This window comes from Roseateles sp. PN1, assembly GCF_038419725.1.
Classification (GTDB): Bacteria; Pseudomonadota; Gammaproteobacteria; order Burkholderiales; family Burkholderiaceae_C; genus Paucibacter_A.
Genome location: NZ_JBCARA010000001.1, coordinates 410,515 through 425,132 on the forward strand (window position 1 = coordinate 410,515; position 14,618 = coordinate 425,132).

Below are 14,618 nucleotides of genomic sequence, written 5' to 3' on the forward strand. Positions count from 1 at the left end.
TACGCAATAAAACCCGAGGATTCCGCCATGAGCACCGCACGCACCACCCATCACGGCCTGCAAGTCGCCACCGAACTGGCGCAATTCATCGAGCAAGAGGTCTTGCCGGGCACGGGTGTTGACGCCGCCAAGTTCTGGGCCGGCTTTGACGCCATCGTGCAAGATCTGGCCCCAAAGAACATCGCCTTGCTGGCCGAGCGTGATCGCCTGCAGACCGAGTTGGACAGCTGGCACAGCGCCCACCCCGGCCCGATCGCCGACATGCCCGCCTACCGCGCGTTTCTGGAGCAAATCGGCTATCTGGTGCCCGCGCCCGGCGCGGTGCAAATCAGCACCGCCAATGTCGATGCCGAGTTGGCCACCCAAGCCGGCCCGCAGCTGGTGGTGCCCATCTTGAATGCGCGTTATGCCTTGAACGCGGCCAATGCGCGCTGGGGCTCGCTGTACGACGCGCTCTACGGCACCGATGCCATCTCTGAAGCCGATGGCGCTGAAAAGGCCGGCCGCTACAACCCGGTGCGCGGCGCCAAGGTGATTGCCTATGCCCGCCAGGTGCTGGACCAGGCCGCGCCGCTGGCGCAGGGCTCGCACAAGGATGCCACCGGCTACCGCATCGAAGGCGGCCAACTGCAGGTGAGCCTGGCCGGTGCTGCCGTGACGGGCCTGGCCGATGCCGCGCAATTCGTGGGTTATCAAGGTGAGGCCAGCGCGCCGCACTCGGTGCTTTTGCGCCATAACGGCCTGCATCTGGACATTCAAATCGACCGTAGCACCGCCATCGGTGCCAGCGATGCCGCGGGGGTCAGCGATGTGGTGATGGAAGCCGCGCTGTCCACCATTCTGGATCTGGAAGATTCGGTTGCTGCTGTGGATGCCGAGGACAAGGTTCTGGCCTATCGCAACTGGCTGGGCATTCTGAAAGGCACCCTGACCGAAGAATTGGAAAAGGGCGGCAAGACCATCACCCGCCGCCTCAATGCCGACCGCACTTACACGGCGGCCAATGGCCAGGGTCAGGTCGTGCTGCACGGCCGCTCGCTGATGTTTGTGCGCAATGTGGGTCACCTGATGACCAACCCGGCTGTGCTGTATGCCAATGGCACGAAGGAAATTCCGGAAGGCATCTTGGACGCCGTGGTCACCACCACCATCGCGATTCATGATTTGCAGCGCAAGGGCAATAGCCGCACTGGCTCGGTCTACATCGTCAAGCCCAAGATGCACGGCCCGGCCGAGGTGGCTTTTGCCAGCGAGATCTTCGGCCGCGTCGAAGCCTTGCTGGGCCTGCCCGCCAATACCGTCAAGCTGGGCATCATGGACGAAGAGCGCCGCACCAGCGTCAATCTGAAGGCTTGCATCGCTGCAGCCGCCAGCCGCGTGGCCTTCATCAACACCGGCTTCCTGGATCGCACCGGCGACGAGATGCACACCGCCATGCAGGCCGGCGCGATGTTCCGCAAGGGCGACATGAAGACCAGCGCCTGGATCGCCGCCTACGAGCGCAGCAATGTGCTGACCGGCTTGAGCTGCGGCCTGCGCGGCCGCGCCCAGATCGGCAAAGGCATGTGGGCCATGCCCGATCTGATGGCCGCCATGCTGGAGCAAAAAATCGCTCACCCCAAGGCCGGTGCCAACACCGCCTGGGTGCCGTCGCCCACTGCGGCCACCTTGCACGCCTTGCATTACCACCAGGTCAATGTGGCGGCGGTGCAGCAGGAGTTGGAAAAGATTGATGCCGACGCTGAGCGCCACGCCATTCTGAACAATTTGCTGCAGATCCCCGTGGTGGCCAAGGCCGAATGGTCGGCCGCCGAGGTTCAGCAAGAGTTGGACAACAACGCCCAGGGCATCCTCGGCTATGTGGTGCGCTGGGTTGACCAGGGCGTGGGTTGCTCCAAGGTGCCTGATATCCACAATATCGGCCTGATGGAGGACCGCGCCACCTTGCGCATCTCCAGCCAGCACATCGCCAACTGGCTGCACCACGGCGTCACCAACGCCGCGCAAGTCAACGCCACCTTCGAGCGCATGGCCGCTGTGGTGGACGCCCAGAACGCGGGCGACGCGGCCTACCAGCCGATGGCCGGCCACTTCAAAACTTCAGCCGCTTATCAAGCTGCGCTGGATCTGGTGTTCAAGGGTCTGGCGCAGCCCAGCGGCTACACCGAGCCGCTGCTGCATGCCTGGCGCTTGAAAGTGAAGGCCGCCTGAGCGAAAAGTGATGCTGGAAAGGCTCGGCATGCCGAGCCTTTTCCTCTAAGCCGCTGAGGCGGTTTTACAAAGGCCCCGCAGCTGTGTTGCGGGGCCTTTTTGCGCTTTGTGCGCTTTGTGCGTTTAGTCGGCGCATTTTTCTGGTGTGTTTGCTTTAGGTGACAATGCGGGCGCATCCTTGCGCCCTTGGCTGTTTTTTTGGCAAGAGAAGGCCAAACGCCCAGCCTTCGTATGTCGATAAGCAGCCCCTCGCGGGGTGGCGCTCGACTTTTGTTGTGCGACATCCGCACGGAAGTGGCGTGCGAGCTGCGCGCGGGACCGCCTGTGGCCAAGTTCTGGCATCCAGCGCCGCTGCAGACGATCAAGGTCGCAAGTGGCGATCTCGCCCTGCCCATCGAGCGTGTAAGCCGATTGCCGTGAAGTTTTGGCGTTATGCCACGTTCTCCGTTGGCAAAATTCCCTGCCATAACTTGCGACGATTTTTACTTCCGCGTTGCACCTGAAACACAGGTGTTGCTGCTGTGTAAAGCGGCCGGACTTCAAGTTAAAGTTTTGTGAAGAAGTGCCGCTAGCCTCCACTAGCCATCTCATCAAGATCGCATCCAGGAGGCGAGTGGCTTTTTTTGTCCACCACTCCCAAAAGGATGCTCATGTTGAGGAATTGCAAGTTCAGCGCAGTCAGTGCGGCCGTGTTCACCGTTGTTGCTTTGTCGGCTCAGGCTCAGACAGCTCCTGCTCAGCAACTCGAACGCGTCGAAGTGACCGGCTCGAACATCAAACGTTTGGCTGCCGAAACCGCGTCGCCTGTGACCGTGGTGACCCGTAGCGAGATCAAGCAAACGGGCGCGAACACTGTTCGCCAAGTGCTGGATACCATCACCTCCACCACCACGAACGAGCTGACCGATAACGGCAACTCCAGCAGCTTCGCCGCTGGCGCCACCGGCGCATCCCTGCGCGGTCTGGGCAAGGGCGCGACTCTGGTGCTGTTGAACGGCCGCCGCGTTGCCTACTACGCCCTGGCCGACGGCGCCAAGGAAACTTTCGTCAACGTTGACTCCATCCCGGCCGACGCAATTGAGCGCGTTGAAGTGCTGAAGGACGGCGCATCGGCTGTTTATGGCTCTGACGCCATGGCTGGTGTGATCAACATCATCACCCGCAAGGATTTCGAAGGCGTTGGCGTCAGCGCCAACTACCAGACCGGTGTCAGCCCATCGCTGCAGAAGCAAGCCACGGCCAGCGTCGTGGCTGGCTTTGGTAACCTGGCCAAGGATCGCTTCAACGTTTTGGTGAACGCCGAGTTCTACAAGCGTGAAGGCTATACCCTGGCTGACGCGCTGAGCTCCTACGACCCCTATCACAAGCAAATCGTCAACCCAGCACTGGGTGACCCGAGCTTGGTTTCCTACCCTGGTAATTTGATCAAGGGTAAGGTCACCAATGGTTCCTTCGTGCAAGCCACCAGCGGCGCACGTGTCCCTGTGGCTAGCTGCCCGGCCTCGCAGAAGAACGCGGCTGGTGCTTGCACTACCGACGTCAATGCCCTGAACCAGATCTACGACCCGGCCAAGCGCATGAACTTGTTCGCTTCCGGTCGTTATCTGGTGTCGGACACCATCGAAGCTTTCGGCGAAGCGTCTTATTCCAAGACCACGACCGACTACCTGGCACTGCCCTTCGGTATCAATGCACCTGGCACGCAGTACAAGTGGTTTGACGGCAATAGCAAGAAGGTTCAGCTGGTCAACAAGCCCCTGCTGGCGGCCAACAATCCTGCCAACAACACCGGTGGCGTTGCTGGTCTGGAATACCGCTTCATGGACGATCTGGGCATGTGGTCCACGCCGGCCGATGCCAGCCAGTACCGCGTTCAAGCCGGCTTGAAGGGCACTTTCGGCACTTGGGACTGGGAAACCGTGATCGGCCGTATCGGCGCCGACGGTGAGAAGAATGGCGTCGGCGCACATCGCACCGATTTCATCAATGCCGTCAGCAGTGGCGAGTACAAGGTCGGTGGCGCCAACAGCTCTGAGCTGCTGGGCCGCATGTTCCGCAAGCACGGTATGGAAGGTTCGAACAGCACGAACTACATCGACGCGAAGTTGAGTGGCGAGTTGTTCAAGCTGCCGGCCGGCATGGTGATGGGCGCCTTCGGTCTTGAGCACCGTGAGGAGAGCGTCAAGATCAAGTCCACCGAGAATCTGCTGAACGCCGAAATCATCGGCAACGGCTCGGTCTGGATCGAAGGCGATCGCAAGCTGGACGCAGCATTCGCCGAAGTTGAAGCGCCGGTGTTCAAGGGCTTCACCGCCAATGCTGCTGTGCGTTACGACAAGGCTACCGGCTTTGACGGTCACTTCTCGCCCAAGCTGGGTGCCCGCTTCGAAGTGCTGCCGCAAATGCTGATGCTGCGCGGCACGCTGTCGGAAGGCTTCCGCGCTCCGAACATTCCGGAAACGCTGGGCAAGGTTGGTCTGACCGGCTTCTTCAACAACACGGTTGACCCGAAGCGCTGCGATACCGCCACCAAGATCCGCGACATCCTGAAGAACGGTGATGCCAACGACAAGCAAGACGCAACAGCCGCCTTCAACTCGGGCTGCTTGGTGTCGGTGCCGGCCATGATTTCGTCCAACCCGAGCGTCAAGCCTGAGCTGTCGCGCAGCGCGACCGTCGGTTTCGTCTTCGATCCGACCAAGAACCTGTCGATCGCTGTCGATTACTACAAGATCGAGCGCCGTGACGAAATCGCCTACCGTGATCCGGACTATGTGCTGGCCCGCGAAGCCGACGCCGGCTACAAGGACTTGATCGCTCGCGTGCCCGTCAGCGGTACCGATCTGGCCCGTGCAGCGCGCGCTAACCAGCTTGACCCCAAGGCCAATGTGTCCTGGGGCGCTGGCGAGTTGGTGACCTTGTTGCTGCAATACGAGAACTTCGGTAAGACCGAGTCCTCCGGTATTGACCTCGATGTCAAGGGTCGCGTCAGCAGCCCTGAGTTCGGTACCCTGAATCTGGGCCTGACTGCTACTTACGCATTGACCATGCGCGAGTGGGATATCGACGCCAATGAGTTCCGTCCGAACCGCGTCGGCAATCGCAATGCTCCGCGTCTGCGCAGCATCTTCAGCGTGGCCTGGAGCAAGAACGACTGGACCGGTGGCCTGCGTTTCAACTACACCTCGGCCACCAAGCTGAACAACGACGAAACCGACGAAGCCAGCTGGGGCGAAGCTGCCTGCCAGACGCGTCTGAAGCCAGGTGCCTATCCTTGCAACATCGACAGCTATCTGCGTACCGACCTGAACGTCAGCTACCGCGGTTTCAAGGGTCTGACCCTTGGCTTGAACATCGGCAACCTGATGAACAACCCCGCGCCGGTCAATCTGCGTGACGGTTTTGCTCTGCGTCCGCGTACCGTCAAGGTGGGTGCTGAGTACCGCTTCTAAAGCAGTTCTCTCACCAGACTTGTGAAAAGCCCGGCCTTTTGGCCGGGCTTTTTTTATGCATTTGAAATCATGAGTCCCTGACTTTTGGGACTTTGAGCCGGGGCGCCTCGGTGCAGGAACTTTGTCTTCGGCGGGGCTAGAAAGTCACATTGTGCGAATAGCGAATCAAATGTGGCCTATTGCCAGTCGGAATGTCCTGCCCCGCCAAAGCACAAATTCAGCGGCTTGCTATGGGTTTGTAGGCTTTGATTCGCGCAAACAGCAACAAATTGCCTGCGAATTTTTGCTCTACATATATTTATTTGGGCGCTGTGCGCCCTTTGGGCCATTGGGGTGCCGCTTGGCTTTGTCCGCCGCTCTGTGGCGTTAGCCCCATAGGTATTGACCCTTGATCACTCTGAGCGGCACTGCTCCTAGACTCACCGAGCACCATTCTGCTGGGGCCAGCGATGTCTATTCGATATCTGCGCGACCGCGGCAATCGCTTGGCAATCCGCCAAATCTACGGAGAGAAATCGTGTTGTTGAAGAAACCAAAAATCAGCGTGGTCGGCGCCGCCGTCTATTTGTCCCTCGGCGCATTTGCCGCCCCGGCCTTCGCCCAGCAGGCCGCCGGCCAGCAGCTGGAGCGTGTTGAGGTCACCGGCAGCCGCATTCTGTCGATGAATGCCGAATCGGCCGCGCCGATTCAGGTGATGACCTCGGCGGACATCGCCGCTTCGGGCGTGGCCAATGTGCAGGAACTGCTGCTGAAAAGCCCGGTGTTCGGAACACCCGGTATCAGCCGAAACAATTCCAACTTCTCCACTTCAAGTGCAGGCGTTTCGACCATTGACCTGCGCAATCTCGGATCCAATCGGACACTGGTGTTGGTCAATGGCCGACGCTATGTGACCGGCGTTCCGGGTGATAGCTCGGTCGACTTGAACAGCATTCCTGCCGACTTTATCGAGCGGGTTGAGGTCATGACTGGCGGCGCTTCGTCGACCTACGGCTCTGACGCCGTGGCCGGTGTGGTCAACATCATTCTGAAGCGTAATTTTGAAGGCATGAAGCTGGACGCTCAGATGGGTCGCAGCGAAAAGGGCGACGACGACAAGAAGAAGTTCAGTGCCACTTTCGGCATGAACTCCGGCAATGGCCGCGGCAATCTGATGTTCAATCTGTCGGGTAGCCAGCAAGGTGCCGTGTATTCACGTGACCGCGACTTTGCTGCGATTGACCAATACTCCCTGGGTGCCGGCTTCACCGGCGAGGCAGCTGACATCTTCACGGCGCAGAAGCCCTTCTACTCCAGCTTCGCGCCTCAGGGTACCTTCACGTACCAAGACGGTACTCTCAATAGCAAGGGTGCGCTGGTCAACAAGAGCTTCACCTATGACGCGAATGGCAAGCAAATCCCTTCGTCGACCAATGGCCCCAATGGTGATGGCGTGGGCGCAACCGGCTTCAACCGCTCGGCCTATCGCACGATTGCTGTGCCTACCGATCGTCTGATGCTCGCAAGCAAGGGTGAGTTCCATCTGAACGACCAGCATACGGTGTTCTTCGAAGGCAACTACGCCTCTACCAAGACCCAAACGCGCCTGGAACCCTATCCCCTGTCTTCGGCTGACATCTTCAAGCCCACAGGCTTTGTGCCGGCTGAGTTCATGGTGGGTGGCGTCAAGACCCGCAACCCATTGGTCCCCGACACCATTTACAACAACGCTATCGATCGTGATGGCGATGGCCTGAAGGACTACAACTTCACCCGTCGGATGTCCGACATCGACGTCCGAGGCAGCAAGGCAGAGCGCGACACTCTGCGCATTGCGGGCGGCGTCAAGGGTGAGTTGACCTCGACTTGGAGCTACGACACTTACTTGGCCTACGGCTTCACCAAGGAAGGCCAAACCGGTACCGGCCAGGTCAATGTGTTGAACTTCCGCAATGCCTTGCAAGCCATTCAAGACGTCAACGACGTGAACAACAATGGCAGCAAGACCGACGCTATCTGTATGGACGCCATTGCACGTGCGCAAGGTTGCGTGCCTGCCAATGTGTTCGGTGCCAATACCTTGGATGCGGCGGCGGCAAAGTACCTTCACGCGCCCAGCTCGCTCAACACGAAGATGACGCAGGCTTTGGCCGGCTTCACCATCACTGGTGAGCCCTTCAGCCTGCCGGCCGGCCCTGTTGGTATTGCCTTTGGTGGTGAGTACCGCAAGGAAACTTCCAGCACCGAGTTCGACGCGTTGACCCAAACCGGTCTCAACGCCGGCAACGCGCTGCCCAACACCAAGGGTGACTTCAATGTGAAGGAAGCGTTCATTGAAACGCGTCTGCCCTTGCTGAAGAACCTGCCTTTGGTGAAGTCTCTGGATGCGACCGCAGCTGTTCGCTACGGCAAGTACTCCAGCGTCGGTGGCACCACCAGCTGGAACGGTGGCTTGGATTGGGCCGCTAACTCCACAGTCCGCCTGCGTGCTAACTACGCAGTTTCGACGCGTGCCCCCAATATTGGCGAGCTGTATCAAGCGCCTGCGCAAACTTTCCCGACAGGCTTGGTTGACCCCTGCAAGGACGTGAAGGCGACGGACACCACGACCTTGGCTAAGAACTGCCTTGCTGACGCTGGCGTGGCCGCCAACGTGGCTGCTAACGGCAAGTTCACCTTGAACCAGTCAGATTTGCAAGGCGTGAGCGGCTTCAACAGCGGCAATCCAAACCTGAAGGCAGAGCAAGGCAGCTCGGCAACCCTGGGCTTTGTCATTACGCCCAAGACCGTGCCAGCACTGCGTGATGTCACCTTCACTGCAGACTACTACCGCATCAAGATCAAGGACGCGATCAACACCCCCGGACGCCAGTACGCTCTGGACAAGTGCTACAGCGGTGAGGACACCTCCTTCTGCCAGTACATCACCCGTCGTGCGACTCCGCTGGGTTCTAACAGCGCAGGCTCCTTGCAATACATCAATGAAACCTCGGCAAACACCGGCGGCGACTTGGTTGAAGGTGTGGACGTGACTGCTAGCTACGCGACCAAGCTGGCAGGTGGTGCTTTCAATTCGCGCTTGGCCTACACGCGTCTGTTGAAGTCCTACAACCAGCCGACTCCTGATGCTGATCAGAATCGCTTTGATGGTGAAGTCGGCGCGCCGACAAATCGCTGGTTGCTGAACCTGGGCTACAACATTGGTGCCTGGGGTGTGACGGCGACGACGACCTATATTGGCGAGTCTTACCTGGACGACCAGTTCATGAACAGCAATGGCTGGACAAAGGCCGACGGCAAGATTTCGTCGCGCACTTATCTGGACTTGCAAGGCACGTACTCCTTCGGTAAGGCTCAGATCTATCTGGGCGTGGACAATGCGCTGGCGACCAAGGCTCCTCCGATCATCTCTGGCTTGCCTGGCAACACCACCGGTGCAGAGACCAACGCCAGCATGTATGACCCCATCGGCCGCCGCTACTACGTTGGTATCCGCTACAGCATGTAAGTTGGCCTGACGCGCTGATTGCAAGATCAGCGCTGTGAACGCCTGAACCGGCACATTGCTTGCGATGTGCCGGTTTTTTTTGCCTGTTTGACGGCGCAAATGCCTGCAGGCTTGTTACTCAAGCATTGCCTAGAATGCCCGCTCGTTCAGAGGAAGACAGAAAGATAGAACAATGACAGCAGACCAGCCCCGTCAAGCCGACTCAAGCGGCGCGAACGCCGCCGTGCCAGATCGTTGCGATGTGCTCATCGTCGGTGCCGGCCCAGCAGGCAATGCCTGCGCGCGAGTGCTGGCCCAGGCCGGGCTGGATGTGCTTTTGGTGGATCAGCATCCGCAGGGGCGCGACAAGATTTGTGGCGACGGTTTGATCCCCGATGCCCACGCGGCGCTCAAGCGTCTGGGCCTGCTGGATCAGGTGATGAGCCAGTCCCAGCATGTCACGCATGTGGGTTGCATCGGGCCGCGTGGCGGGCGCATCGATGTGCCGGGCTCGCTGGCCGTGTTGCCGCGCCGCCAGCTCGATAATTTGATGTGCCAGGCCGCGCAAGACGCCGGCGCCAGATTCCTGGCTCCGGCCCGTTTCGAGAAGCCGCTGGAAGACGCGCAGGGCCGCGTCAACGGCGCCTTGCTCAAGCTGGGTGATGCGCTGGTGGAAGTGCAGGCCCAGTGGCTGATTCTGGCCACCGGCGCGGTGCCCAAGGCGCTGCAGGCCGCCGGCATGTGCGAACGCCACACGCCCAGCGGCGTGGCCTTGCGGGGCTATGTGCGTGCCCCCGAGATGGTGGGCAAAATCAAGGCGCTGGAAATCGTCTGGGGTGAGGCGGTGCGGCCCGGCTATGCCTGGATCTTCCCCGCGCCCGACAACTGCTTCAATATCGGCGTCGGCGTGACCGACAGCCATTCCGCCGTGGGCGGCAAGGGCAGCAAGAAAGAGCTGAATCTGCGCAACATCCTCGACGCCTTCGTCGCCAGCTATGCGCCTGCCGCCGAGTTGATGCGCGTGGGCGAGGTGGTGGGCGACTTCAAGGGCGCGCCGCTGCGCTGCAGCTTGAATGGCGCGCGCTGGAGCCGCCCCGGTTTGATGGTCACCGGCGAAGCCGCTGGCAGCACTTATTCCTTCACCGGCGAAGGCATTGGCAAGGCGATGGAAACCGGCATGCTGGTGGCCGACGCGATCCTGGCCGGCCGCGCCAAGAGTCAAACCGAAGGCGAAGTGCGTCAAGCCTATGAGCTCAGCCTCAAGGCCTTGAAGCCCAAGTTCGACCTCTACCACCGCGCCAACCGCGTCAATGCCTTCCCCTTGCTGGCCGACATCCTGATCTGGCGTGCCCAGCGCAGCCCGCGCCTGCTGCAGCGCATGAGCGGTGTGCTCAATGAGACCAGCAACCCGGGCAATCTGGTCAGCCTCAAGGGCTTCTCGCGGCTCTTTCTCGAATAAGGGGCGCGCCTGCCATGTGTCAACTCCTGGGCATGAATGCCAACACGCCGACCGATGTGATGTTCAGCTTCACCGGCCTGGCCACGCGCGCGGAGGAGCACAAAGACGGCTTCGGCATCGCCTTCTTCGAAGGCCGTGGTCTGCGTCACTTTGTTGACCACCACAGCGCCCGCGTCTCACCGCTGGCCAAGCTGGTGCAGGACTATCCGATCAAGAGCGATAACGTCATCGCCCATATCCGCAAGGCCACGCAGGGCCAGGTGGCCTTGGAAAACACCCACCCCTTCCAGCGCGAGCTGTGGGGGCGCTACTGGGTGTTTGCGCACAACGGCAACTTGAAGGATTTCCATCCCCGCCTGCACGCGGCGTTCCGCCCGGTGGGTGACACCGACAGCGAGCGCGCGTTCTGCTGGCTGATGCAAGAGCTGGCCAAAGCGCATTGCGCCGTGCCCAGCATCGAGGAGTTGACCCATACCCTGCGTGAGCTCTGCCCGCAGCTCAATGCCTTCGGCACCTTCAATATGCTTTTGTCCAACGGCCAGGCGCTGTGGGCGCATGGCTCAACCCATCTGCATTACCTTTTGCGCCGCCACCCTTTTGGCCGGGTGCATTTGCAGGATGAAGACCTCAGCATGGACTTCGCCCCCCACACCACGACGCAAGACCGCGTGGCCATCATCGCCACCGAGCCGCTGACCCGTGACGAGCCCTGGGTGGCATTTGCGCCGGGCGAATTGAAGGTGTTTGTGGACGGGGTTGTGCACGCCTGAGCGCGCTTTTCTAGCCGCTTGCCTCAAGTGCCACCCCGGGAACAGGCCATTCAACGCCGCAATCCGCAGCCCGCCGCATCAGCCGCCGTCGCGCGACACGCCTGGCCTAGACTGCCCCCATGACACAGGACAACAAGTTCATCATGCATTGGAGCCAGTGGTTTTGCCCCGGCCCGCGGCGCAAGTTCAGTGCCGATGAAATGGCGCGTGCCGGTCAGCAACCCTGGCCCAAGGCGCTTGACGGCTATGTGATGGGCAATGTGGTGGTGCTGCTGGCACTCAATTACATGGCGATGTCGCGCCATTGGGCCTTGGCAATCTGCCTGGGCGTGCTGGCGGCGAGCTATGCCGTGTTGGCCGTGGCACGGGTCTTGTGGCGCGCGCCGACGCGGCTGAACCTGAACCTCAGCTCGTTCGTGCTGGCACTCGGCTGCGTTGGGCTGATCTTGCTGTTCAAGTTCTGGCCGCCTCTGCAGTTGGAGCAAAGGGCCAGGTTGGTCACCAGCACGGCCTTGCTGGGCGGCATGGTGATGGTCTCGCTGGCCTGGTGGTTCTTGATCATCCTGCGGGTGCAGCAGATCGAGGCTCGTCTGCGCGAGCTGGATGAGCAAGCACGCAGCGTGCAGCTGGCGCGCCGCCTGGCCACGGCGCAGATTCAGCCGCATTTCCTCTTCAACACCCTGGCCTCGGTGCAGCATTGGGTGGACACCCAAGACGCCCGTGCAGGCAGCACGCTGCGTGCCTTCACGGCCTATTTGCGCGCCACCTTGCCCATGTTCGAGCGTGAGGCGCTGAGCCTGGATGAAGAGTTGCAGATCGTGCGCAACTACCTGCTGGTGATGCAGGCCCGCTTGGGTGAACGCCTGCAGTGGTCGATTCAAGCGGACCCGGCGCTTGCCTCGCTGCAACTACCGCCCGGCCTGCTGCTGACGCTGGCGGAGAACGCCATCGGCCACGGCATCGAGCCCTCGCTGAGTGGCGGCCGCGTGCAGCTGCGGGCGCGCCTGAGCCCGGATTTGATCCTGCTGGAGGTCGAGAACAACGGCGCAGGACTCGGCGCTGAGACCCGCGAGCGCGTGGGCTTGAGCAATACCCGCGCGCGTTTGCAGCAGCGCTTTGGGCCGCAGGCGAGCTTGAGCCTAGTCGCTTGCGCAGCGGGCGAGCCCACCACCTTGGCGCAGATCGCGCTACCGCTGAGCGTCCTGCAGGCGCCGGCGGCCTGATCCGGCGCCCTTTGGTGCGCCGCCTTGCGAACCGAACCCATGGAATCTATGCGTATATTTTTTCGCCAAGTGGACTGGCGTGTGGCCTTGATGATGGGGCCGCGCCACCGCTTCAGTCCCGCGCAGTGGCAACGTCTGACCCCCTTGGCCGAGATCTCGCCCAATGTCAAAGTGGCGGCGCTCATCAATGCCTTGCTGCTGTCCCTGGTGCTGGTTTGGGGCTTGCCCAATCCGTTGATGCTGGAGGCCTATGTTGTGGCCCTGTGTTTGAGTCTGGGCGCGCTAGGCCTGGGCGTGCTGGTCTGGCGCAGGCCCACCATGAAGCGGCTCTACCTAGCCTATGGGCTCAGCAGCTTCCCCCTCGGCCTGCTTGCGGGTGTGGCCACGGTCCTCCTGCGCGGCCGCCCCGACCTGCAACCTTTGGCGCATGACTTGTTGTTGCGAGGCGCAGGCCTGGCCTTTGTATGCGCCATGGGCATCTGGGTGCTGGCCATGTGGCGCAACGAGTTCATGGCCGCCTGGCTGCATGAAGAGGACGAGCGCGCGCACAAGCAAGAGCTGGCGCAGCGCCTGTCCAGCGCGCAGATTCAGCCACACTTCTTGTTCAACTCCCTGGCCTCGCTGCAGCATTGGGTCAGCAGCAAGGACGATAGGGCCGCGCCGCTATTGGCGTCCCTAACCGCCTATCTGCGTGCCACCTTGCCCCTGTTTGATCGCCAGCGGCTGGCCATCGGCGAAGAGGCCGAGGCGGTGCAGCGCTATCTGGAGGTGATGCAGGCCCGCTTGGGTGCGCGCCTGCGCTTCAGCCTGGCGCTGGACCCGCTGGCGGCCCAGCAAAGCCTGCCGCCAGGCGTGCTGCTGACCCTGGTGGAGAACGCGGTGGAGCATGGCGTGCAAGCTCAGCTCAGCGGTGGCGAGGTAAGGCTGCAAGCCCAGATGGCGGCCGATGGCAGCTTGATCGTGCTGGTGCTAGACGACGGCCCTGGCCTGCCGGCCGATTGGCCCGGCGAGGCTCAAACGGCTTCGAACATGACGCAGCCGCTGAGTCACGCGCAAGGCAGCTTGGGCCTGCTTAACTCTCGGCTGCGCCTGCAGCAAGCCTTTGGTGCGCGCGCCAGCCTGTGCTTGAGCAATCGCGCGCAGGGCGGCTGCCAAGCTGAGCTTCGGGTCCGGCCCGAGGCCAGCGCCCTGACCACATCAACGATCAAAACCTGAGGAGGCATCACGATATGAGGAAAAACGAGACAGGCAGCATCCGCGCCCTGATTGCCGATGACGAAGAAGGCCCGCGCGAACAACTGCGTGCCGCACTGCAGCGCCTGTGGCCCGAGCTGGACATCGTTGCCGCCAGCACGCATGGCGTTGACGCCTGGGACGATTTTCTGGCCCATGAGCCCGCACTGTGCTTTCTGGACATTCGCATGCCCGGCCTCAGTGGCATTGAGGTGGCACGCCGCATGGCCGCCACGGCAACGCCACCGCAGGTGATCTTTGTCACCGCTTACGGCGACCACGCAGTCTCGGCCTTCGATGCCGGTGCGGTTGACTATGTGATGAAGCCGGTGGACGACGCCCGCCTGAGCCAGGCGATTGAGCGGGTCAAGAGCCGCTTGCAGTCGGCCCAGGCCACGGCCGCACCAGGCCCCGATTTGCAGGCTTTGCTCAAGCAACTGCTGCCCGCGACGACGCCCAAGTCGCGCCCCATCCAGGCCAGCCTGGGGCGTGAGATCAAGCTGATCGCGCCTGCGGATGTGATCTATTTTGAGAGCGACAATCGCTACACCCGGGTGGTCTACCGGGAGCCCGGCGCCGATAAGGACGGCGAGGCCTTGATCCGCACCCCCCTCAAGGAGCTGCTGGCTCAGCTCGACATCAATGATTTCTGGCAAGTGCACCGCTCGGTGCTGGTGAACAGCCGCTGCATCGCCAGCGCCCTGCGCATCGACGAAAACAGCATGGTGATCACGCTGCGCGGGCGCGAAGAAAAGCTGCCGGTATCGCGCCAGTTCCAGGGCTTGTTCAAGGGTCAGTGAGGGC

General features: G+C 61.5%; 8 protein-coding genes. All 8 read left to right on the plus strand.

Going from position 1 to position 14,618, the window contains the following annotated elements; translation table 11 throughout:
* The first annotated feature begins 27 nt into the window (after positions 1–27).
* The 8 genes from AABB87_RS01580 (at position 28) to AABB87_RS01615 (ending at position 14,614) form a co-directional block, all read left to right on the plus strand.
* On the plus strand, positions 28–2,211 hold the full coding sequence (locus AABB87_RS01580; RefSeq protein ID WP_341969365.1) for a malate synthase G: 2,184 nt from the start codon (positions 28–30) through the stop codon (positions 2,209–2,211).
* 650 nt (positions 2,212–2,861) lie between these two features.
* Positions 2,862–5,663 carry a TonB-dependent receptor gene (locus AABB87_RS01585; protein ID WP_341969366.1) on the plus strand — a complete coding sequence of 934 codons (2,802 nt, stop codon included), beginning with the start codon at positions 2,862–2,864 and terminating at the stop codon, positions 5,661–5,663.
* 517 nt (positions 5,664–6,180) lie between these two features.
* Positions 6,181–9,150 (plus strand): TonB-dependent receptor plug domain-containing protein, encoded by a 2,970-nt coding sequence (locus tag AABB87_RS01590; protein ID WP_341969367.1) that lies wholly within the window; start codon positions 6,181–6,183, stop codon positions 9,148–9,150.
* Between the two features lie 223 nt (positions 9,151–9,373).
* A complete protein-coding gene (locus AABB87_RS01595) occupies positions 9,374–10,588 on the plus strand; it encodes an NAD(P)/FAD-dependent oxidoreductase (RefSeq protein ID WP_341969368.1) in 1,215 nt (404 codons plus the stop codon).
* Between the two features lie 14 nt (positions 10,589–10,602).
* The gene (locus tag AABB87_RS01600; RefSeq protein ID WP_341969370.1) at positions 10,603–11,358 is read left to right on the plus strand and encodes a class II glutamine amidotransferase; all 756 of its coding nucleotides are present in this window, start codon (positions 10,603–10,605) and stop codon (positions 11,356–11,358) included.
* A 119-nt stretch (positions 11,359–11,477) separates the two neighbouring features.
* A complete protein-coding gene (locus tag AABB87_RS01605; RefSeq protein ID WP_341969372.1) occupies positions 11,478–12,581 on the plus strand; it encodes a sensor histidine kinase in 1,104 nt (367 codons plus the stop codon).
* Between the two features lie 48 nt (positions 12,582–12,629).
* A complete protein-coding gene (locus AABB87_RS01610) occupies positions 12,630–13,796 on the plus strand; it encodes a sensor histidine kinase (protein WP_341969373.1) in 1,167 nt (388 codons plus the stop codon).
* A 14-nt stretch (positions 13,797–13,810) separates the two neighbouring features.
* Complete coding sequence (locus tag AABB87_RS01615) at positions 13,811–14,614, plus strand: LytR/AlgR family response regulator transcription factor (RefSeq protein WP_341969375.1); 804 nt, start codon at positions 13,811–13,813, stop codon at positions 14,612–14,614.
* Positions 14,615–14,618 lie beyond the last annotated feature (4 nt).